Origin of the sequence: Paenibacillus sp. FSL R5-0486 (genome assembly GCF_037975155.1) — a bacterium.
In the GTDB taxonomy this organism is placed as follows: Bacteria; Bacillota; Bacilli; order Paenibacillales; family Paenibacillaceae; genus Paenibacillus; species Paenibacillus amylolyticus.
In genome coordinates, this window is record NZ_CP150237.1 from 6,618,901 (window position 1) to 6,640,540 (window position 21,640).

The 21,640-nt window shown below is 42.0% G+C and carries 19 protein-coding genes; 4 read left to right on the forward strand and 15 right to left on the reverse strand.

Features of this window, described 5'->3' with window-relative positions:
- Positions 1 to 23: 23 nt before the first annotated feature.
- The 3 genes from MKY01_RS29310 to MKY01_RS29320 form a co-directional block, all read right to left on the reverse strand.
- On the reverse strand, positions 24 to 1,133 hold the full coding sequence (locus MKY01_RS29310; protein WP_282320058.1) for a response regulator: 1,110 nt from the start codon (positions 1,131 to 1,133) through the stop codon (positions 24 to 26).
- Complete coding sequence (locus MKY01_RS29315; RefSeq protein WP_282320057.1) at positions 1,130 to 2,920, reverse strand: sensor histidine kinase; 1,791 nt, start codon at positions 2,918 to 2,920, stop codon at positions 1,130 to 1,132. The genes MKY01_RS29310 and MKY01_RS29315 overlap by 4 nt, the downstream gene beginning before the upstream one ends.
- A gap of 308 nt (positions 2,921 to 3,228) precedes the next feature.
- Positions 3,229 to 5,232: a beta-galactosidase gene (locus MKY01_RS29320; protein WP_339284525.1), complete on the reverse strand. Its 2,004-nt coding sequence runs from the start codon at positions 5,230 to 5,232 to the stop codon at positions 3,229 to 3,231.
- A 245-nt stretch (positions 5,233 to 5,477) separates the two neighbouring features.
- Between MKY01_RS29320 and MKY01_RS29325 the strand changes: the two genes are divergently transcribed.
- Positions 5,478 to 6,452: an AraC family transcriptional regulator gene (locus MKY01_RS29325; protein ID WP_339284526.1), complete on the forward strand. Its 975-nt coding sequence runs from the start codon at positions 5,478 to 5,480 to the stop codon at positions 6,450 to 6,452.
- Here the strand turns inward: MKY01_RS29325 and MKY01_RS29330 are convergent.
- Positions 6,422 to 7,051 (reverse strand): molybdenum cofactor guanylyltransferase, encoded by a 630-nt coding sequence (locus MKY01_RS29330; RefSeq protein ID WP_339284527.1) that lies wholly within the window; start codon positions 7,049 to 7,051, stop codon positions 6,422 to 6,424. The genes MKY01_RS29325 and MKY01_RS29330 overlap by 31 nt on opposite strands.
- A 163-nt stretch (positions 7,052 to 7,214) precedes the next feature.
- On the opposite strand from MKY01_RS29330, the gene MKY01_RS29335 reads away from it, so the two are divergent.
- A complete protein-coding gene (locus tag MKY01_RS29335; RefSeq protein WP_339284528.1) occupies positions 7,215 to 8,405 on the forward strand; it encodes an MFS transporter in 1,191 nt (396 codons plus the stop codon).
- Positions 8,406 to 8,668: 263 nt separating this feature from the next.
- On the opposite strand, the gene MKY01_RS29340 is transcribed toward MKY01_RS29335, so the two are convergent.
- The 9 genes from MKY01_RS29340 to MKY01_RS29380 all read right to left on the reverse strand — a co-directional run bounded on the left by MKY01_RS29340 (position 8,669) and on the right by MKY01_RS29380 (position 18,767).
- Positions 8,669 to 9,349 carry an ABC transporter ATP-binding protein gene (locus MKY01_RS29340; protein ID WP_017691882.1) on the reverse strand — a complete coding sequence of 227 codons (681 nt, stop codon included), beginning with the start codon at positions 9,347 to 9,349 and terminating at the stop codon, positions 8,669 to 8,671.
- A gap of 14 nt (positions 9,350 to 9,363) precedes the next feature.
- Positions 9,364 to 10,266, reverse strand: a complete 903-nt coding sequence (locus MKY01_RS29345) for a hypothetical protein (protein ID WP_339284530.1) — start codon at positions 10,264 to 10,266, stop codon at positions 9,364 to 9,366.
- A gap of 59 nt (positions 10,267 to 10,325) precedes the next feature.
- Positions 10,326 to 11,393 (reverse strand): FtsX-like permease family protein, encoded by a 1,068-nt coding sequence (locus MKY01_RS29350; RefSeq protein ID WP_339284532.1) that lies wholly within the window; start codon positions 11,391 to 11,393, stop codon positions 10,326 to 10,328.
- Entirely contained in the window at positions 11,393 to 11,782 is a 390-nt protein-coding gene (locus MKY01_RS29355) for a hypothetical protein (RefSeq protein ID WP_017691879.1), read from the reverse strand. Before MKY01_RS29355 ends, MKY01_RS29350 begins: the two co-directional genes overlap by 1 nt.
- Positions 11,779 to 12,201 carry a redoxin domain-containing protein gene (locus MKY01_RS29360; RefSeq protein WP_127548972.1) on the reverse strand — a complete coding sequence of 141 codons (423 nt, stop codon included), beginning with the start codon at positions 12,199 to 12,201 and terminating at the stop codon, positions 11,779 to 11,781. The genes MKY01_RS29355 and MKY01_RS29360 overlap by 4 nt, the downstream gene beginning before the upstream one ends.
- On the reverse strand, positions 12,194 to 13,993 hold the full coding sequence (locus tag MKY01_RS29365) for an ABC transporter ATP-binding protein (protein ID WP_127548970.1): 1,800 nt from the start codon (positions 13,991 to 13,993) through the stop codon (positions 12,194 to 12,196). The genes MKY01_RS29360 and MKY01_RS29365 overlap by 8 nt, the downstream gene beginning before the upstream one ends.
- Positions 13,977 to 14,462, reverse strand: a complete 486-nt coding sequence (locus MKY01_RS29370; protein WP_282320052.1) for a hypothetical protein — start codon at positions 14,460 to 14,462, stop codon at positions 13,977 to 13,979. Before MKY01_RS29370 ends, MKY01_RS29365 begins: the two co-directional genes overlap by 17 nt.
- A gap of 308 nt (positions 14,463 to 14,770) precedes the next feature.
- Positions 14,771 to 15,130 carry a hypothetical protein gene (locus tag MKY01_RS29375; RefSeq protein WP_017691875.1) on the reverse strand — a complete coding sequence of 120 codons (360 nt, stop codon included), beginning with the start codon at positions 15,128 to 15,130 and terminating at the stop codon, positions 14,771 to 14,773.
- A gap of 1,903 nt (positions 15,131 to 17,033) precedes the next feature.
- A complete protein-coding gene (locus MKY01_RS29380; RefSeq protein ID WP_282320049.1) occupies positions 17,034 to 18,767 on the reverse strand; it encodes a glutamine--tRNA ligase/YqeY domain fusion protein in 1,734 nt (577 codons plus the stop codon).
- Positions 18,768 to 19,047: 280 nt separating this feature from the next.
- On the opposite strand from MKY01_RS29380, the gene MKY01_RS29385 reads away from it, so the two are divergent.
- Together MKY01_RS29385 and MKY01_RS29390 are read left to right on the forward strand one after the other, a co-directional pair.
- Positions 19,048 to 19,290, forward strand: coding sequence for a DUF2164 domain-containing protein (locus MKY01_RS29385; RefSeq protein ID WP_244988428.1), 243 nt, complete (start codon positions 19,048 to 19,050; stop codon positions 19,288 to 19,290).
- Positions 19,291 to 19,417: 127 nt separating this feature from the next.
- Positions 19,418 to 19,966, forward strand: a complete 549-nt coding sequence (locus MKY01_RS29390) for a GNAT family protein (protein WP_036612698.1) — start codon at positions 19,418 to 19,420, stop codon at positions 19,964 to 19,966.
- A 113-nt stretch (positions 19,967 to 20,079) separates the two neighbouring features.
- Here MKY01_RS29390 and MKY01_RS29395 read toward each other — a convergent pair whose 3' ends face one another.
- A complete protein-coding gene (locus MKY01_RS29395) occupies positions 20,080 to 20,868 on the reverse strand; it encodes an SDR family oxidoreductase (RefSeq protein ID WP_076209748.1) in 789 nt (262 codons plus the stop codon).
- 26 nt (positions 20,869 to 20,894) lie between these two features.
- Positions 20,895 to 21,395, reverse strand: coding sequence for a GNAT family N-acetyltransferase (locus MKY01_RS29400; RefSeq protein ID WP_339284535.1), 501 nt, complete (start codon positions 21,393 to 21,395; stop codon positions 20,895 to 20,897).
- Between the last annotated feature and the right edge of the window lie 245 nt (positions 21,396 to 21,640).

The window sequence follows — 21,640 nt, forward strand, 5'->3', positions numbered from 1 at the left end:
CCGCAAATGCTCTATCAAACGACTCATTCCGTGCTACTGGCTGAATTGCCTGACATACGAGGCTGTCCCTTACGCATCTCCCCTGGGGAAACTCCGAAATGCTTTTTGAAAACACGATAGAAGTAGGACACATCTTCATAACCCGCCATCTCGGCAACATGCTTGAACGGAATCTGTTCATCCATCACCCATTCTTTCGCTCTCGTCATACGTAATTGGACAACATAGTCGGTCACATTCACCTCATACTCTTTCTTGAATACCTTGCTGAGATATTCCTTACTAACAAAAAAGATCTGGGCGAGCTGCTCCAGCGTAATCATCTCCATACAGTGTTGCTCAATGTATTGCTTCACCTCATTCAGGTTCAGCTTGTTCTTGAATTTACGCTGCGCAATCAGCTGCTCCAAAGCTTGATAGTACGGACTCGAAATCCATGCGATCGTGGATTCAATGGAAGCCAGTGCAGCCGCAGGAGGTAGCGCCGTTGCTTCGGGCCGCTCGTACAAGCCATTGGAGACGCACAGTTCGTCCAGCAAAGCCTGTAATTCATGAGCCACCCTTCCAAGCTGCCGAGGTCTGTTAATCTCGCATCGTTCCAGCTTCTGCTGTAATTGCTGGAACCACTCCCGCAGACTCTGAACGTTTAGGTCATTAAACCGCAAGCGAGCCTGCTGCTGAAACAGGGAGAACTCACCTGCGAACGAAGATGGGTACGATTCCCACGATTCAGGTGCTGATTCAACCTTTTCCAACTCCTTTGCACATTTAGCAAGTACACCATTCAGTTCATCCGGATTCACCGGTTTGAGCAGATAATCTGCAGCCCGATGCCGGATCGCATGTTTTGCATAATTGAAGTCATCATATCCGCTCACCACGATCACCTTGATCTGTGGGTATTGTCCGCTAAGCGTCTGCAACAGCTCCACACCGTCTGTGCCGGGCATGCGCATGTCCGTAATGATAATGTGAGGCTGATGCTGCTTGACCAGTTGTATGGCCTGCTCACCATCCTCTGCCTCACCTGCAACGGTCAAGCCGAGTTCATTCCAATCTCCCAGGTTGCGCAAAATATCCCGGTTCCACGGTTCATCGTCCACCAACAGCACTCTGTACAGTTCCTTGTTCACAAGGCTTCGCCTCCTGTATTGCAGGGGATTCGTACCGTAACGCTTGTCCCCTGTCCGTATTCACTTTCTATGCTCATCCCATATTCAGGTCCAAAATGCATTACCATTCGTGAGGCCGCATTGACCAGTCCAATACTTGTACCTGAACTCCACACCCGATCAGCCTGCCGGGTAAGCCGCTCCAGTCTGGACTGCATCTCCGTTAGTTTCTCAGCATCCATACCCACGCCGTTATCACAAATTCGAATGGTTACATCTCTAGGTTCACAGACCACCTCAATGCCCAGCTTCCATTCGCCCTGTTTCTTCTCCAGACCATGCAAAAATGCATTCTCCACAATGGGTTGCAAAGACAACTTGGGGATATAACACGCCCGAAGTTCTCCGGTGATCTCCAGTGTATATTCAAGCCTGCCGGCAAAACGCTGCTTCTGAATCAGCATATAATGCTCCAGCTGGTCCAGTTCAGACTGTAGGGGTACAAGTCCATCCGGCGCTCGCACAATATAACGAAACATCTCGCTTAAGGCTCGAATGACCTTGTAACTGTCTGCCGGTTTTTGCGAGTAGACCATGCCGCCAATCATCTGCAACGTATTTTGCAGGAAATGCGGATGGATCTGGGATTGCAGTGCTTTGAGCTCGGCCGTCTGCTTCTCCAGATTCATCAGGTAGTTGTCGCGAATATGTTCCCGAATACGACTAGCCATGCCGTGCAGATTTTTCTCCAGCAGACCAATCTCATCTACCCGGCCGCTTCGCACCACTTCCCTGTCCTTGATCAGTTGAATACCCTTCATGGAATTCGCCAGTCTGACAATGGGTTTCGATGTACGCCAGGCTACGAGCGCAGCTAGTCCTACAGAAATGACGGTTGCCAGACCACCCACAACCAATCCGTATTTCATCGTTTCCAAGGCACTTTCGTTAATGACATGGGCAGGTACAATCTTGATCACACGCAGTCCTGACGGCTCAATGGAATGAAAAAATACGTATTCCTTGGCTGTACGAATGAAACCCGAACTTTCTTTTGTGCTTGCCAATTTCTCCAGTGCTTCCGCTGAAGGCTGAATATCCTGGTTTGGCTGATAGACCGGACTCCCCGTGCTGTCAGCAATGTATACCGCATAGTCACCCCGGCTATCCAGCAGCTCCAGGGTCTGGTTGAACTCAGCCCACTTGACCTCCAGACTGATGGCCCCGATCTGTGCCTGATCCTCGAAGCGGTTCATGCTGCGGGTCATGTGAAACTTTTGCGGATCGTCCGGATCATTGATAATCGTAAAATCTTTATGTTGTGCAAAAAGCTCATGATATCCTTCCGGTATTTCCGATACCGCTTTGATGCGAGAATCCATCGAGTTGAAGGTGAACAAGGTGTCCAATTCCTTCAGGTACAGTTCAACGCCAAATACATAATTGCCAGCAGAATAGTATACACTGTTCAGCATATTGAACATGGCCTTCTGTTCATCGAATCGACTGGCCGCCGGCGCTTCCTCGTTCAACGCCAGATATTGATGCAATTCGTCACTGATCTGAATCGAATAGATAATGTTGTTCATGCGCGCGAACTGTTCACCCAGATAGATGGAGGCCCAGTTCATATTGGCTCGGTTGGTCTCCATAATCTCCTCTTCCATGGAAGAGCGGGTATTCTCAGCAGCCATAGCGGTCATGGCAATGACGGGCAGAACGGCCAGCAGCGTCATGGTAAGAATCAATTTATTGCGAATGCTGCGTTTGAAAGGATCTATCAGCTTCCGATAACATTCGGTAAACACAGCGCATCCACTCCTGAGCTAAAATAGACAAACGCCCCAGCATGGAAGCTGAGGGCGCTTTGGTCTTTATATTCGTTTAGAAATGTTAAAATATCACGTTATACAATAGAATGAATGGTTACACGAGATCACTACGTGGTCAGAACAACCCTCTGATCGCTGTTATCACCGGATTTTTTTGATTCCCTTTTCTAAGGGGAAAATCCGTTGATAAAGGCGAACGCTCCGCTTCCTCAGGTTTCTTCTGCCCTCTCCGTTAACGTGTACTTGTTGAATTCAACTTATATACCTATATTTATTATTTCCTATTATTGTTCGATAATCCGTATGCCCCAAGGCTCCAACTCGATCTTCTCTCCCGTAGCAATCGGGGTTCCTGCCAGAAGTTCAGTTCCTTTTCGATAAGCATTCACGAAGGATGTTGCCTCATCTGCATAATTGAAATAATAGCGAATCGTGTTCCCCTGATCGTTCACACCTGTCTTCACAATGATCGGAAAAGCCAGCTCCTGATCAGCTCCCCATACGCCCGCTTCCTTCATGACACGTTCCAACACCTTACGGATCACCGCAGAACTGGTGTAACAGCCGACATAGGTTGCTTTGCCTTTTCCATAGGCATTCTGGGTAATTGCCGCATATTCACCCCAATGTGGATGATCATACCAAGCGAGTACTTCAGCCGTTGTTGGTGTAATCAGTTCCATCCAGGTGTGAATCTGGTTCTGCTCTTCACCAACTACAAATGGATCATCGCGCAGCGAAACATGTTTTGGCTCTACAAAAAGGTTATAACTGATCCCGCATGCCTCACTAATTAGCCCGGGCTGGCGGGTAGAGCGTACCTTGATATGCTCATTTGCAAATCCACTTTTGAACGAGTAGACGATATGTCCGCCATCCTCTACGAATTGATTCAATTTTTCCAGCAATGCATCCGAAGCAGCATACAGAGCAGGTACAACGAGCACATCATATTCCGCATAACTCTCAACCGATGGGTCGATGAGGTCACAGCCAATGTTCATCTTGTACAATTCATCGTACATCCAACGCACCACGTCATTGTAGTTCTTGTCACTGATGAAGTTAAAACCAAACCACTTGATGGATGTCAGTGCCTCATTGCTGAACAGCACAGCCACCCGATTCTTTTTCTTCAGATTCACAAGCTTAGGACTCAGTCTTGCAAAATCCCTGCCAATGGTCTTCGCTTCGTTGTACACCGGATTCGGTTCAAAGTCATGACTGAGCAATCCTTTCCAGTACGTCTCAAACGAATTGTGCAACGAATGCCAGTGCCAGTAAGCGACCATGTTAGCACCCGATGCCAGATGACTGAATGCCTGCAAACGCAGTTGTCCCGGATACGGAACCCAATGCCAGAACGCCTGCGCTTCGGTCTCCAGCACCAGATAGTTCGATTGTTTGGTTGAACGTGCCACATCCCCGCCGAATGAAATTTCAATGCCCGTCAGATCATCCTGGGAAGGATGGTAGATGTCCACACTGGTGATGTCAAAAGGTTTCGATGCGGCAAAATGGTCCACATCCCCTTGAATGCCGTAGGAATATCCACGCCAATCAAAGTCAAAATTCTGGGTAACAAACTGTCCTTCCTGTTTGTATTCATTCACGATCCCCACTTGCCAAGCCAAAAAGTTGGTTACCAGCTGCCGCTGGAACTTGGCAAATTCAGCGCCAAGACTACCGTTGATCGTTCCTACAACAGACGGGAAGTCTTCCCAGCTATTGATTCGATTGCTCCAGTAGTCGAGGCCAAATTCCTTGTTGAGTTCATCCAGAGAACTGAACTTGTTCCGCATGTATTTGACGAATTGCAGTTGTACATTATCTCCGGCCGTATTGTAATGCTTCGTCTCGTTATCTGTCTGATAACCGATGACCGCTGGATGTGTGCTTACCCGAGAGATCAGCTTGCGGATGATCCGTTCAGCATAGAATAGATAGGTTGGGTGTGTAATGTCCATGATCTGTCTTGCGCCATATTTGCCAGGTCCCTGTGAGGTTGTAGCCAGAACGTCCGGATGTTCCTTGACCATCCACGTTGGAACAGCATACGTTGGTGTGCCAACGATAATCTGAATCCCTGCCTCATGCATGGCATCCAACACACGGTCTACGGAAGAGAAGTCAAATACACCATTCTGCGGTTCATGGGTACTCCAGGTTGATTCTGCAATGCGGACCACGTTAATCCCTGCATCCTTCATCATCTGAATGTCTTTGTCCAATCTTTCGTAAGGCATATATTCATCATAGTAAGCTACGCCATATAATAATTTGTCCATGATTTAATCTCCTTTTTAGGTGGAAAATATAATGATCTTGACGTGTGCAAGAGTTGACATATTCCAATCCATAATGGTAGCGTTTACATTAATGTCGGTTGAAGAACTTGGATTGTTCAGCAACCATTTCAAACGCTGATGTGTTAAATGGATAAACCATGCTTACGTTAAACTGATTATAATGAAGTATACTACGGGTGCCGATTGTATAAGGCAAGTTGTTTTTACCCTTTTCCGAGGTGAATATGATGGATATCCGATCACAGCTCCGAGAAATGCCTCACCATACGCTGGCCCACTGGCTGCCTATTATCGACAGTAACATCAAATTCTATGGTGCGCACAGTCAACAAGTACCCTGTGGATGGACGATGCCGGAGGAATCACATCCGGGCTTTGAGATTATGTTGATCATCGAAGGTACGCAGGAGAGTGTGATTCATGGTTATACCTATACCGTGGAGGAAGGTTCCATTCTTCTCATTCCTCCCGGGTTCAAACATACAAATCAATGTGTATCCACGGAAGGCATGACTTATTTTAGCGCTCACTTTAATGTGGATGATCCCGTCTTCACCCTGAAGCTGATGTCACAGCATAGCCAAATCTACGCAGCAGGTACGGCAGATAATAGGAAGATGCGCGTTGTGCTGGAGAGTTGGATGGGGATGATTAACGTATCTGAAGCCTACACGTCCACTGACAAAATGATCATGCAGGCCCGCATGTTTGAACTATTCGCCCTGTTGTCCCAAGCCGCTGACAATGAACCGGAGTCCACCACTTCCGTTGCTGCTTCACATGCACCAGCTCCAACAGCCATGCATTATGCGGGAGCTATAGCGGAGGCGATCAAGCAGGCATTCCATGCCCAGCTTCGAACCAAGGAAAGCAGTGTATCCACGGTCAAAGTAGAGCAGATTATATCCTCGTTTGGCATCAGCCCGGGATATGGTTTGCAGGTCTTTCGCAAGGTGTATGGGCGATCGCCCAGGGCTTACCTGTCCAGCTTGAAGTTGCAGGAGGCCAAAGTGCTGATCGAACAGCCAGAGCTGTCGCTCGGGGAAATTGCGTGGAAGCTCGGTTACACCCATCTGTCCCATTTCAGCAGACAATTCAAACGTTGGACAGGCCAAAGCCCGCTTCAATATCGCAATCATCATGCAGATGCATCAGGTGATCCTGTATCCTACAGATCGGAATCGAGTCCAGAATCTTGATTACGGATACGTGCGTACTCTTCCGGCGTGTTCATATTACTCATTTGCATCGCTACTTGATGAACGCCAGCTCTCTCAAGCTCTTCCGCTTCGACATAACAGCATCCGATCTCTTCAAGCCATCGCATGACTCGAAGATGATCCTGTATCAGACGCTGCTCCAGATCAGGGAGCACTCGTATGTGGTAAGCCCCTGCAAGAGGGTGGACATGTCCATCCACGCGTGGAACGATAGCAGAATAAGAGTTATGCGATTCGACCAGTTTTTTTATTCCATCAAAGAAAGACGTTTGCATGAGCGGCATATCGCAGGCGCATACCAGATTCCAGTCTGTATCGGAAGCTTCCAGCGCCGCGTGAAGACCGGCGAGTGGCCCCTTCCCCGGATAGTGATCCTGAACGCAGTCGTAGCCCATTGCACTGTAGGTTGTCACATTGGGTCCGGCAGCCACGATGATACGGGATACGGCGGGTCTCATGGCTTTTGTGACATGTTGCAGTACAACGGAACCATTCAGTTCCAGCATGGCCTTGTTGGTCCCCATGCGACTGGATAATCCTCCTGCCAATATGATGCCTGTCCATTCACGCGTGTTCATGTTGTTATCCTCCCTCCTGGTAACGATATGTGTTTGACTACATCAATTTCAAAACGTTCGCTATGCATTGAATCCCCTTTCAACAAATGATACATTGAACAATATGCATTTGAAAGGAATGGCTTAATTGGACAGACCTGCACCCTCAAGAGGCAATCCCTCATTGGTTTCTCTGAAACTATATAACTTTTTCATATATGGAGCCATCTCCATCTTCGCCGGATTCCTGCAGCTTTACCTGCAAGAGATTGGTATGACCAAACTGGAGATTGGCAGTCTGATAGCGATTGGACCCTTTGTATCCTTGTTTGCCAACCCGTTCTGGGGTTTCTGGAGCGATAAATCTCGCAACATTCGCATCATTCTGATGATTATGATGGGAGGCACATTTGTGCTCGCCCAAGGTGTATTCTATGCGCCCACGTATACGTGGATCTATGTAGCCATGATTTTCTTTTATTTTTTTCAAAGCCCATTATTTGCTCAAACGAACAGTCTGATTCTCGGATATATCGATGGTACAACCCAAAAATTTGGGTCATTCCGGCTCTGGGGTTCACTCGGTTGGGCGCTGACTGCCGTCGCAGCCGGACCGCTCATTGACCGTTTTGGCATCGGCAGTGTATCCATTATATTTGCGTGCATGATTGCCACCGCCTTTGTATTATCCGTATTTCTACCCAGACAGCCGATCGCTTCGGATACACCGGTGGTTACTTTTCGGCGGTTTGGCAAAGTCATGTTCAATCCGTATTTTATGGCATTTATCGGCCTGGGTGTACTCGTATCGGTGCCTAATGCCATGAACAGTACGTTTATGTCACTATACATAGTAGAAATGGGTGGCGACAAACAGATGGTCGGCTGGGCCATCTTCACCTCATCCATTCTCGAAGTCGGCGTATTCCTGTTGCTCGATCGCTTACTCAAACGCAAAATGAGCATGCTCCTGGCATCTCTCATTCTGATCAGTGTGCTGTTTGCACTTCGCTGGCAGCTCATGGCACTGGCTAACAACCCACTGGAGATTGTATTCATTCAGTTGATGCACTCCATTACGTTTGGTGGGTACTTCTATGTGGGTACGCAACTGACCATGCTGTTCATTCCAAGACCTTATCGTTCTTCCGGTCAAGCGGTCTATACGATGGCCTGGGGAGGTCTCTCCGGCGTGATTGCCGGTCTGTTCGGCGGCTGGTTGTTCCAGAGCTTCGGTGCAGAAATCATGTATAGCATTGGCGTATTCTTCTCGCTCATCGGCGCTGTTGGATTTAGCATCATGTGGTTATCGAATCGACGTAACGGCTATCAGCCAGTTGTATTGACAGAGATGGGTAGTATAGATGAGGGCTAAGACTAGTGTTTATCTTGTAACTTTCGCACCCAGAATATCAACCTAAACCCTTGAAGGGTATCGAAATTCAATCATGATACTATCAATGACAAAAGAACCTTTCTTGTTAGGCTCCTGAAAGTGTGCCAACGAGAAAGGTTCTTAATGCTGCAATAAAATTGAATACCTAGACAATCTCAACTTCCAAACTTTTGCGACCCATCACATTCTGAAAGCCATCCTAGCCTGATTGCACCAAGATTTTATTCATTTATGATTAAAAACTATCCTTCCCTAAGATTGTTATCTTCAACATGAATGATACGATTAACAAATTCTTTGATATAGTTATCATGTGTGGCTATAATGACTGTCATCCTGTTCTCTTTCTGAATACGAGTTATCATCCTCATAACATCCTCAGAGGAAGCACTATCCAAATTTCCCGTTGGTTCATCTGCGATCAGTAACTTAGGCTTGTTAACAAGAGCCCTAGCGATTGCAACTCGCTGCTTTTGCCCGCCCGACAGCTCTTCAGGAAAAGCATTTCCCTTGCCCTCAAGACCTAAATCTTTCAATAAATTAGTTATGCGCACATTCCTCTCAGTAGTGGGTAGCTTTTCTTTGGAAAAAAGTAGTGGCACTTCTATGTTTTCATAAACTGTCATATCTTCGACCAATTTAAAGTCCTGGAATATATATCCTACATATTTATTACGGATAAACGCGTATTGTTCATCGTCCAATGAGCGGAGTTTCTTTCCTTCTAAGGTGATTTCACCTGATGTTGGTAAGTCAACAAGGCCAATCATATTCAGTAATGTACTCTTACCAGAGCCGGATCTTCCATAAATACCGATATACTCCCCCTCTTCAATTGTTAAATTTATGGAACGAAATACGACAGAATCAACTTTACGCCCAATATACGTTTTATTGATATCATGTAATTCCAATAGACTCATTTAGAATACTCCAATCAAATAGTTTTAGCATTAATCGTCACCGATGGAAGTGTCATAAATATTAAGATCACAATCAATAGGCCAATACTTATAAAAAATGAGATTACCCATGCCATTGCATTGAATAAAAACCATCCAACAAGCATAGAGAGAATTACAGCTAAGATATAAGATGGTCCTGTAAGATACACATTAATCAGAATAAATATTTTTAATATGTCTCTTTTCGTAGCACCAAAATGCCTGAACAAATTCACCCTTGCCACTTGATACTGATTTTGTAGTAAAATAAAGCTAATGATACAAGTCAAAATTAGCAGAAGTGATATTGTTGTAAAAAAGAGTAAGGACTTGGTATATATTAGATTAATCTCAGTTTTTTGCTCTTTATACTTGATTACCTGTCTTATATCGTAGTAATAGCCGGAGTTTAATTCACTCAACTCATTGCTTAAAGTTTTGATTTGAATTTGCGCTTCCTCAACACCAATTAAAAAAACTAATGGACTTCCAGATAAGTTATTTAAGGTATCCATCTCAATAATTTTTGTACCAGACTCTACAGATTCATTCAAAAGATACCCTAGGAGTTCAGTTGATGGATTTTTTCCATCTTGTACAAGAAATTTATGAATGACATCATTAACATATATTTGATTTAATGCTTCCTGATGTTTGGAAAGATAAATTAGTCCTACTTGGTCAGCATATTCCTCTTTCAACCAATTAATCTGTTCTTCTGTCCATTGGATATTAGAGGTTTTACTATTTTTAATAGTAGGACTGATCACCCAGCTTCCTCTTCCTATTTCTTCATTTAATACTTTTTTTTGCGATTGATTTTCAAATAGGATACTGCATAAAATTAATGTTAAGAGAAACATGAAAAAAAATTGAACACGTATTAACCAAATCATCCTTCGATTGCTCCGAAGCATACTTACAGCAACTTTCCATAGATCAAGCATGCTATACCTCACTTCAATAAGTTTCTTCTTAACTTGCGAAGAGTCATCTCTACGCTAAATAAGACCATAATAAGCAAAATTACCACGATCACAGATAAAATTGTATAATTGAATAAAAATGTAATTCCATCTACATTTAGAAATTTCACAATTGTTACGACACCGATAGCTGAGATTATTAATGCAACAATAGTCACAATCCCTGTTTCAATATATAAATAGGATTTTAAATCTTTACGAGTAGCACCATGAAGAAACAATATATCCCACTTGTCTTTTTCTTTATTGACTTTATAGCTGAACAACTGGACAAAATTAATAATCGAATAAAATATCAAGAATATAGTTATTATGCTGGCCAACACAAGAAAACTAATAAAACTTTGATATTTGGATTGAGAGCTTTGAGACATTATCTTCGGTTTGAATGACTCTAGATCTTTAAGAATTACTTTTGATGAAGTTTGATCTACCGATAACGAACCAACAACAACATCTCCCAAGTCTTCGTAAGCCTTGCGAAAATCAGCTAATGGTATATACACTCTATCCACAAGGCTCTTCTGTTCTATTGCTTTCACAAAATATTCTTTTCCTAGGATCTCAATCTTTTGATTATAAATATCCTTAGAAGCTACACTTGGAAAAATTCGTTTTGTAGCATTCACTGTTAACACCACTTCTCCTTCTTTAAGCCCATCAGAGGGAAACCCAAAGAAATAAGGATAGTCTCTATTAACAGCGAAAATTGGTAGGACAACCTCATCTAGCTCTGATTTGATTAGATCATCTGTAGAAACAATATATGAAAACCTGACCAATTCGCCTTTACTTCTCCATTCGTCTTCATATTTCACCAATTTCCCAAATGAAATTGGCATGCCAAGCAAAATTTCAGAATTCCCAACACTTCTATTCACTTGATCCTTAATTGTATGATATCCTGCATTTAAAAATGAAACAATGATACTGACAAGTATCAAAGAGATAGCCATTTGTAAAGTGAGTATACTGGTAACCGTTTTGTTTCTAATTAACGATGTAGACAGCAGCTTAAAATATATTTTCAATTTCATCAGCTATCCCCTTGATCAAATATATATATGGGATAAGAATCTATATCTTCTCCGTCGATCATCAAATCCATGGTGAAATTACCAGTATTTGTTATAACAACCTTCATTTTTATACTGGAATCTACTCCTGGCACTTGTTTATTTCCTCTTCTGTTATAAAGTATAAACTTGTCGGTATACCCAACAACTGTTCTATCCTCATTCCTGAATTGCACCTCCACCTCATAACTTTTATCTATTTCTATTCCTGATAACTTAATAAGTACATATATTTCTAATACCTTAGGTCTAGTAGAGATTTCAATTCGATTAATAACTTCTCCGAGTGTGTGACATAACCTGTCTTTGTTAAAATCTAAGTTCTTACAGCATATAAGATTCCCTCTCATTCACGCACCTCACCTAATGTAGTTTTAGAGCCAATACTGTCTACATAAAATGTGATGTCATCAGCATAGTTTATAATTCCTTTACTAAGCAAACTTCCTTCTTTACTGTAAATTTGTATTGTTGGTGTCTCAAAAACCTTGAAATACTCTCCCATATCATTATTATTTAAAGAAATTAAAGGAATATCCCATCCAAAGTGATCTGAAATGTCACGATTTTCCTCAACTTCACCATTCGTAACTACTATTAGTAGTAACCCATGTTGCTTTACTTTCTCTAAATCAGGTAACAACTCAATGCAGCGCTTACAGTATAGAGATAGAAAAACAATTAAAAGTTCTTTTCCACTCCAGGCCTCTATCGTCTTTATTGAATGACCATCTTGATTTAGAAGTTCTATATCGGGAAGCTTATCCATATGCAACCTCTCTTCCTTCTAATTGAAATGGACTGGACTGTCTATCCCAAAGTCTTTTATATATTCCGTTTTCATTTGACAGAAGTAGTTCGTGAGATCCTGCCTCTACAATATTTCCATCTTTCATGAATATAATATAATCAGCTAGACAAGCAATATTAATGCGATGGGTAATAACAACAACCGTTTTATTGACCTCTTTGAAAAGATTTTCAAGGTAAAGAACTTCGCTCTCGGCATCTATAGCTGCTGTTGGTTCATCTAATAATAATAGATCAGCTCCCTTATATAGAGCCCTAGCAAGAGCTAACTTTTGCCACTGTCCCCCCGATAAATTGACCGAATCTGATGTCAAATAACCTAAACGAGTGTCTATACCATTTGGCAAATTTCTGTAATCCTTAAAAGAGGCTATATTAAAAGCTTCCAGCATAAGTTCATCATTTAAATGATCACTGTTATTACCTAAAATAACATTCTCTTTTACTGTAATCATATATTTAGTAAAATCTTGAAATACTGTAGTTATTCCCTTAAACAAAGAGCTTTTGTCTAGGAGATGCTGGCTTGTGCCGTCATAAAAAATTGTATTCTCAGGAGCGGAATATAAACCACCAATCAATTTTAACAATGTTGTTTTCCCAGATCCGTTTTCCCCTAATATAACCAACTTTTGTCCTTTCTCTATACGAAAGCTAATATCGTTTAATACATTTTTTGTCGAGTTAGGATATTTAAAATAAAGATTTTTAATATCAATGCCATCTCTAAATTGATAAGGATAGGTCGTTCCATTTTCACTCTTTCTTCTCGGACGGACAAATTTATTAAAATCGTCAATATAGTACGTATCCTCAGCTCCTTGTGTAATATTTCGAACTAATGATGTAATATTGCTTTCAGCGAGATTCAAGGCTAATGTCAGAGCAAAATAGTCGCCCACGGTTAGACTTTGTTTACTCACTAAGATAATAATCATAACTATGACAGCAGCTAAACTTAATTGTGAAAATAAATTTTGACTAACATTATTTTTCAATTGCATTACAAGTAATTTCTTTCTTATACTATACATTTTGTTATTAGCTTGATTCCATTTCTCAAGGAAATAATCAGTGATACCATAAGATTTCAATTCTTTTTGTACCGGCACATCTATAAGTAAATTATAAAAATAATCCGGCTCACGTTGATGCTGTTGCAACTCCCTATTTAAATCAACCTTTTTATTAATAATTTTACTGATAATAATCAACTTAAAAAGTGATATTAAAATTACAGACAACCCAAGATAAATGGAATAGTTAACTAAAAAAAACAAAGAACTCACCGAAATAAGGAGACTCTCGATCAATTGAATGGAAAGACGAAAGTATCCGAAATACATTGTTATTCCTCTAGTAGCAATATTTTGTTTACTTTGAAAATCTGAATGTTCTTTTTCATATAATTCATACTCATCCAAACCTTTGATTAGACGTTTCTGATTAAATATTGAAATTTGAAAGGAGAATTCCTCATTTTTAAGTTGTTGATAGTCGTTCATTATGTTTTTAATCAAATTAAGAAAAGTAACTAACAGAAAAATTTGAATACAACTTTTAAAATCTGCACTATTCAAACTATTTATTAACCATTTAGAGGTATGTACCATGGTTAGTGACACAACAGAAAAATAAAGGCTAAATAATATCCCCATAATAACTATCCATCTGTTATATCGGTAAATAGTCATTATCACTTCTTTGACTGTTAACAGAAAGGTGCATCCAGATTTATAAAGCTTCTTCATAATAAACCTCAAGCAATGGGCGTATTGCCAGCTTCACAGTTTCAATAGAATCGAAAGCTTCTCCTGAAACGATCTGCCCTTCTGAATTTACAGCAATAGCAAAAGGTACTCCAGGCACCGCCAACTGACGAATCACCATAAAGACATTGGCATGTACTACTTTTATTCCGCTAAGTCTTTCTCTTAATTGTTCAACTTGTTCCGTGGTTCCATCCGTAAAAAGAACAAATTGAAAATTAGGAAAGATACCAGCAAGATCACGAGCCACCTCAGCATTACAAACGTTACATGAAAAACTTGTTATCAAAATTACTGAACCATTATATTCTTCACTTGACCAAACTGTATCATCAAAACATCTCTTTTCAATTTCAATCGGTTGCGGGACGTAACGTCCAATGTCCAATTGACTTATGAAACTATTTTTGAGAAACCTCATATGTGGCTTGTCTTTATGTTCATCATCCATAATCGTTTCTCCCTTCTAAGACATAATGTATAGGCTGAATAGGTAAAAGAAACCCCTATCAACCTATACATCGTTACACTAAGTATTAAAATAATTCAACGACTAGCAACATTGATCAAGGTTTTTGGTATTAGCGTATTCGTGAGATATTGCACCTGTACTGTTGTTTTTGCAAACATCGTACACGTGCTGTACTCTCGAACTTGAGCTATCCCACGGATACCAAGTGCACCAGCCGTTATTTGCGCAAAACGGAGTGCCGTATGTAGTATCAATGACCGTGCTTCCACCAGGACATGCCATGAATATCACCTCCTTTCTATGATTTTAATAGCATCTAAAAAAGATAAAACATTATTTATTTTGGTTACTTTTTCTTTTTTTTCAAAAAAAACAAAATTGCTTTTAACATCTTTTAGCCAACCTTTTAAATCAGCATATGGGATTACAATATGGTTGCTCCATTGTTTCTCCTTCATCCTTACATACCATAAAGGAGAATTAAGAATTACAATTAAGGGAATCTCACCTTCACTTAATACCTTTGAAATCTCCTCAAATGAATCCGTTTCCAATGACAAAAAGATTATCGGGAAGTTCGTATCAAAATCAATGTACCCATCTTGTTTTAAACGTAGAAACACTTGTTTTCTTTCAGTATTCAGCATTCTGCTTACTCTTTTTCTAATTAAACCCATCAAAACAAGTAAGCATGAAAGAAAATAGATAAGCATCATAATATCAAGTTTCTTTCACTAGAGTTAACGAAAGTCTGTACAAAATCCAGCAACATAATTATGACAATGATCAAGAGTAATTCTATCAACGATGACCTAATGTCCACACTTCTTTCTGCCATAGGAACTCTAAGCATCAAAAAACAAATAAGAATCAAATTTCTGGTTATAGGCATTTTATTTAACCACGCCACTTTACCAAAACAACTACATTTGTTATTTGCTTTATTATGCTTCTTATACAGTTGAGCGAATACAAAAAAGATAAAAAGCAAAGCTGTGAATAAAGATGCTTGTATTACATACTTCCCAAATATAAAACACATTGCCAAAACAGCTTCAACAATTAGAACAAGAATTAGAAGTCCTCCAGTGTATTTATATGATATAAAGCCATAAGAAAAAACTTCATATCTTGAATCTTGATAGTCAATCGCCTTCATATAAAGAGCCGTTAATAAAATGAAAGAAAATATGACATCAAATATGTACACCATTTAATCCACCTCTATAAATATTATCTTTTTTTACAAAATAGTAATTTTTTATACGTTTAACACCTCATGATGATTATTATACCAATATATCTCATTTTGTAAATAACAATATCACATTTTTATCATATTTTCCCTTTTTTATTTCGTTTTAGAGGCAAAGAATATTGGTTTTAAGAAAGATACTAGATTATCTTACGGAATCATAAAGCCAAAACTGAAGGAGTTTTGAAGATTATTCGGGCTCGGACAAAGAAGTAGTTTAGCAATTTAGAAGAATATACGACCTGAAAATGCATGAAGCATATCTAAAAAAAGTTCTCTCCCTAATTAAATGGGGAGAGAACGACAGTAATCATTTTTATTATCAACATTTTTTGCAGTAATTTCTCTGACTAAAGATAGTTATAGTTTCGTCTCTGTGTCATTAATGGTCGATAAATACGTGCGTTTACCTCGCTTGTATGTTAGATATGTAATATCAGTTAATAACACCGCTCCAGCTTGGGCTGGCTTAAAATTTGCTTATGTAATTTGCTTGGACATGTACGATGCTCTTTCGTTGCTTTTGATTACACGTACTGGATTAGCTTGCGGAATGGGACAGATGATCTCGAATTTCATCATGATCCGGCGAATACGCTTCATGTTTTACATTTTATTCATGTGATGAAAATCCTTAAATTTCAGTTTTGTTGCACTGATTATTTCATTTTCAACATCTACCTTTCTAGTAGATAGAGTTTTTAACAGTTCGTTTTCCGCTCGTAACAGTTGGTTCTTTGCTTCTAATCCTTTAATCTTCTCCTCCAGTGTCCATTCACCTTTGTTTCGCTTGATCCTGAAAGCCCTCTAACGCCGGCTTCCACAATATGAGGCAACCCAACGTTTTCGCAAGAACGGATACGCTCCAAATCAATACATTCAAAATCTAAGCCCGCTTCTTCAAAATTTCTCATGGCAGATTACCATTTCCATTTGAATTTTGTCTCAGTTGCTCTTGTTCTTTCTTAGTCAGTAAACTTTTAGTCAGAGCACTTCCGCTCCAATATCCTTTTATTATCATAAGCAAAATACCCTATAAGATGGTTTTTTTCAAAGTGACCATCTTATAGGGTACATACTAAAAATATACATCTCAAATTACTGTATAAGAAACTTTCCTCATCAGTATTTCATATACTTATTACATCATATTTTAGAGCCACTGGTCACCAAATTGTAAGAGATTACACTAAAAACTTAGCCAAATGCTCAAGGTAAAAAAACTCTTGTAGCCTGTGCGGTTTAATGAATACTAGGCATCTTAAAATATAATCGGAATCCTCCTTCTCACTTCCTTATGCCTTCGGCAGTTGGAATGAGCTTTTCAGGGATACGACCCGGTTAAATACCGGACGTCCTGGTTCGGAATGTTTTGGATCTACACTGAAGTAACCGTGACGGAAGAATTGGAATTTATCCTGAGCATTCGCTTCTTTCATCTCTTGTTCCACATACCCATTAACAATCTCAAGGGAGTTCGGGTTCAATTGATCCAGGAACGTTTTCTCCGGTTGCTCTTCCACAACCTCAGCCTCAGCCCCAGCTACTGCCACTTCGACCTCTGCTTCTGGTGCTTCATCCAGGATCAACGGCTCGTACAGACGGAATTCAGCAGGTACCGCTTGAGTCGCTTCTACCCAGTGGATTGTTCCTTTGACTTTACGACCAGTGAAGCCACTGCCGCTCTTCGTCTCTACATCATAGGTACAATGAATCTCGGTCACATTGCCTGCTGCATCTTTGATCACATCGTTACATTTGATGAAGTATGCATGTTTCAGACGAACTTCGTTGCCAGGGAACAAACGGAAATATTTATTCGGCGGATTTTCCATGAAATCGTCTTGTTCAATATAAATCTCACGGGAGAACGGAATTTGGCGATTACCCATCTCTGGGTTCTCCACATTGTTCTCTGCTTCAAGCCATTCCACTTGTCCTTCAGGATAGTTGGTGATGACCACTTTGAGCGGATGCAGCACAGCCATCGTGCGCGGAGCTTTCAGTTTCAAGTCTTCACGTACAAAGTGCTCCAGCGTTTGCAGGTCGATAACTCCATAGTTTTTGGAAATGCCTGTCTCATATACAAAATCACGAATAGCTTCCGGTGTATAACCCCGGCGGCGCAGACCCGAAATCGTTGGCATGCGAGGATCATCCCATCCATCCACATGGCCTTCATCTACAAGCAGTTTCAGCTTCCGCTTGCTTGTTACCATCTGGGACAGATTCAGGCGACCAAATTCATATTGATGCGGTTGGTTCTCCATCTCACACTCGGCAATAACCCAATCGTAGAATGGACGTTGATCCTCGAACTCCAGAGAGCAGAGGGAATGAGTTACACCTTCAATTGCATCTTCGAGCGGGTGAGCAAAGGCGTACATTGGATAGATACACCATTTGTCGCCCGTGTTATGATGGTGTGCATGTGAAATCCGGTAAATAACCGGATCGCGCAGATTGATATTTGGTGCAGACATATCGATCTTGGCACGCAGCACTTTCTCTCCGTTCTTGAATTCGCCTGCACGCATACGTGTGAACAGGTCGAGATTCTCTTCCACCGAACGATCACGGTACGGGCTGTTCTTACCCGGCTCCGTCAGCGTTCCGCGCATTTCACGGATTTCGTCGGCGCTTTGGTCGTCGATGTAGGCTTTACCTTTTTTAATCAACAAGACAGCACGGTTGTACATCTCGTCAAAATAATCCGAGGCAAAACGTTTCTCGTTCCACTCGTATCCGAGCCATTTCACGTCTTCCTGAATCGATTGAACATACTCTACATCTTCCTTGACCGGGTTTGTGTCATCAAAGCGCAGATTCGTTTTGCCGCCAAATTCGCCGCCCAGCGTAAAGTTAATCCAGATCGCCTTGGCATGGCCGATATGCAGATAACCGTTCGGTTCCGGAGGAAAACGGGTAATAACTTCCTGGACTTTCCCAGACCGGAGATCTTCGGTAATAATATTTTTGATAAAGTTAGGTGGGGTTGTACGATTGTCCACAGGTATCAAACCTTTCATGAATGGATTGGAGCCTTAGGGAATTGCAGCAATTCCGGCTATAATTCCTTAATAACGAAGTCATTTCCTGAAAAAAACTATTTTCTTGGAAAGTTTCGTACGCGTTTCATTTAAATATACCTTTAACGGGGGAGGAGTTCAATAAAGAACGGCACCAAAGTCAGGATTAGCCGTGCATAAATAGGCCCTAAACCATTTTGACGGGTTCGCTCGAATCATGTAGCATGATAGTAAAAACAAATTAAAGGGAGGGTTTCCCATTCCATCGAACTCGCTTAAACTGACCAAAGAACAGCAGGATGAAGCCATTCGCACCATCCAGTCGTATTTCGAAGAGGAACGTGGCGAAGAACTCGGCGATCTGGCCGCTTGGGGTGTCCTCGACCTGTTCATGACACAGCTCGCTCCCTACATATATAATCAGGCACTCCGTGACGCACGCACAACGGTTAATCAACGCATGGCCTCAATGGAAGAAGACCTGTTTGCACTGGAGCAAAAGTTGCCCAAGACCTCACGTTAATCCACTACAAATACGTGTTCAAAAAATCTGGTTTTCATATTCGATGCTAATAATGCCGCTAGGCATAATTCGTAATCAAAAGTGGACTTTTTTGAACAACACTATACAAAGAAAGAAGGTTGCATTCATGTTTACCTATTCATTGGATGAATATACCGAACTCCGGCCACTGGCCATGGAACATACCAAACCACTGTTCGAACTGACGGATCGCTCGCGGGATCAACTGAGACATTGGTTGCCGTGGGTGGATCATGTGACAGAAGTGGAACACACCTCGAACTTTATTACCAACGCGTTAAAACAAGGTGCCGAGAATGGCGGATTCACCGCCGGAGTATGGTCAAAAGGGGATCTAGCCGGCGTCATTGGATTCCACGAAATTAACTGGACCAATCGCTCGGTAAGCATCGGATATTGGCTTGGCAAAGGTTTTGAGGGTCAAGGCTTGATGACAAGCGCTTGTCGCGTTCTGGTTGATTATGCTCTGGTGACCCTGGACCTGAATCGCGTCGAGATTCGCTCAGCAACGAATAACAAACGGAGTCGCGCTATCCCTGAAAGACTCGGATTTGTTCTCGAGGGGGTCATTCGTCAGGCAGAGAAACTGCCTAAAGGTTACGTGAACCATGCGGTGTACGGCATGCTTCAGCATGAATGGGAACTCTTGCGCTAATTCGCCTACATAATGAATCGGGAGTGATCTCTCCCAACATAATGGATCAACACGAATACCCTCGATCTCCACGTAATGTGGTGACAGAGGGTATTTTATTGTATCAATGACTTTTATAGTGCTCGGACCATACCACCATCCACGATCAATGAGGTTCCGGTAATGTACGTATTGGCTCCGGATAACAGGAATACCACCGCTTTGGCAAACTCCTCTGGTTGACCATAACGGCCCAGTGGAATCTCTTTACGGAATTGGTCAGATACCTCTTCCTCACTGATTCCGTTCTGCTCAGCCCGTGCTGCATCAAGCTCACGTATACGGTCTGTTGCAATACGTCCCGGCGCCACCGTGTTGATCAATATTCCGTATGGAGCCAGCTCCTGGGATAACGTCTTCGCCAATCCAAACACGCCAGTACGGAACGTATTGGACAGCACCAGACCCGGAATCGGCTGTTTCACCGAAGTTGAAGCGATATTGACAATGTGTCCTCCGCTTTCTTTCATATAAGGAAGAGCGCCACGAATCAGCCTTACATAACTGAGCACATTTAATTCAAATGCACGTTCCCAATCTTCATCCGTCAGTGACTCAAATGAACCCGATGGCGGGCCACCCGAATTGTTCACCAGAATATCAATCTGTCCAAACATTTCTGCTGTCTTGTGAATCAGAGCCTCAATATCTTCCTTGCGTGTCACATCGGTTGCACAATATTCCACACGTCCGCCACCACCAAGCGCCAGAAGCTCCTGCTTCACTGCTGCGAGCTTTTCTTCGCTCCGGCTGGCAAGCATGACGTCAGCACCTTCTGCTGCCAATTGAGCAGCCACCGCTTTGCCTAGCCCGCGACTGGAAGCCAGCACCAATGCTTTTTTACCCCTAAGTCCCATATCCATCGTTGTTCCTCCTCCTCAGCTAGTTTCTATTTGGTCTGGATAAAATAACCCATAAGAATATCGTCCACATACTTGTCTCCGATATAAAACTCGGACACCAGCCTGCCTTCCGTCACAAATCCACACTGTGTATAAAACGTGATGGCTCCCGGATTGCTGGAAAGTACGCGCAGCCTGAGCTTGCGAACGCCTTGTTGGGCCGCATGCTGCTTAATGGCATCCATCAAAGCTGTGGCAATGCCACAACGCCGATCATGAGGATGAACCGCAATATGAATCTCGTAGACATGACGGTTGACGGGCATACCTGTGGCTGGATTAAAGCCCACATAACCACATACCCGCTCTCCCTGCACCGCAATCAATTGACTGCCTGGCGGGCAATGCTGCAGATATTGTTGTCTGGAACGCCATTGCATCGGTGCAGGAGAGGTGTATTTGTCCCATACCAGGGCATCCAACTCCATTAGCTGGGCTGCATCTTTAATCTCGGATGGACGAATCGTAAATGTATGGCTGGTAAGCATAATGATTCAACCTTTCGTGCTATAGTCGACAACGCTGTGCGTTACAACGTCGGGAAAGTTAAGAGAGTTCAGAACGTTGAGAAACTTAGGAATAGGAAGACATTGTTCGTTTACTCCACTATTTAAGTTTTTTTGTTCTATATATTGTAGCATAGCCTCAGCTTTGACTAAAATTCCACTCGGTATTGAACCTTTTCGCAAAATGAAATAAACACTTAACCTTGCCGTTACGTCATAGTTTATAC

Excerpts from the sequence above, each read along its gene's own strand:
- MKY01_RS29320 (WP_339284525.1), bottom strand. The coding sequence starts at position 5,232 with ATGGACAAATTATTATATGGCGTAGCTTACTATGATGAATATATGCCT.
- MKY01_RS29325 (WP_339284526.1), top strand. The coding sequence starts at position 5,478 with ATGATGGATATCCGATCACAGCTCCGAGAAATGCCTCACCATACGCTG.
- MKY01_RS29330 (WP_339284527.1), bottom strand. The coding sequence starts at position 7,051 with ATGAACACGCGTGAATGGACAGGCATCATATTGGCAGGAGGATTATCC.
- MKY01_RS29340 (WP_017691882.1), bottom strand. The coding sequence starts at position 9,349 with ATGAGTCTATTGGAATTACATGATATCAATAAAACGTATATTGGGCGT.
- MKY01_RS29345 (WP_339284530.1), bottom strand. The coding sequence starts at position 10,266 with ATGATTTGGTTAATACGTGTTCAATTTTTTTTCATGTTTCTCTTAACA.
- MKY01_RS29350 (WP_339284532.1), bottom strand. The coding sequence starts at position 11,393 with ATGAAATTGAAAATATATTTTAAGCTGCTGTCTACATCGTTAATTAGA.
- MKY01_RS29355 (WP_017691879.1), bottom strand. The coding sequence starts at position 11,782 with ATGAGAGGGAATCTTATATGCTGTAAGAACTTAGATTTTAACAAAGAC.
- MKY01_RS29360 (WP_127548972.1), bottom strand. The coding sequence starts at position 12,201 with ATGGATAAGCTTCCCGATATAGAACTTCTAAATCAAGATGGTCATTCA.
- MKY01_RS29365 (WP_127548970.1), bottom strand. The coding sequence starts at position 13,993 with ATGAAGAAGCTTTATAAATCTGGATGCACCTTTCTGTTAACAGTCAAA.
- MKY01_RS29370 (WP_282320052.1), bottom strand. The coding sequence starts at position 14,462 with ATGGATGATGAACATAAAGACAAGCCACATATGAGGTTTCTCAAAAAT.
- MKY01_RS29375 (WP_017691875.1), bottom strand. The coding sequence starts at position 15,130 with ATGCTGAATACTGAAAGAAAACAAGTGTTTCTACGTTTAAAACAAGAT.
- MKY01_RS29380 (WP_282320049.1), bottom strand. The coding sequence starts at position 18,767 with ATGAAAGGTTTGATACCTGTGGACAATCGTACAACCCCACCTAACTTT.
- MKY01_RS29390 (WP_036612698.1), top strand. The coding sequence starts at position 19,418 with ATGTTTACCTATTCATTGGATGAATATACCGAACTCCGGCCACTGGCC.
- MKY01_RS29395 (WP_076209748.1), bottom strand. The coding sequence starts at position 20,868 with ATGGATATGGGACTTAGGGGTAAAAAAGCATTGGTGCTGGCTTCCAGT.
- MKY01_RS29400 (WP_339284535.1), bottom strand. The coding sequence starts at position 21,395 with ATGCTTACCAGCCATACATTTACGATTCGTCCATCCGAGATTAAAGAT.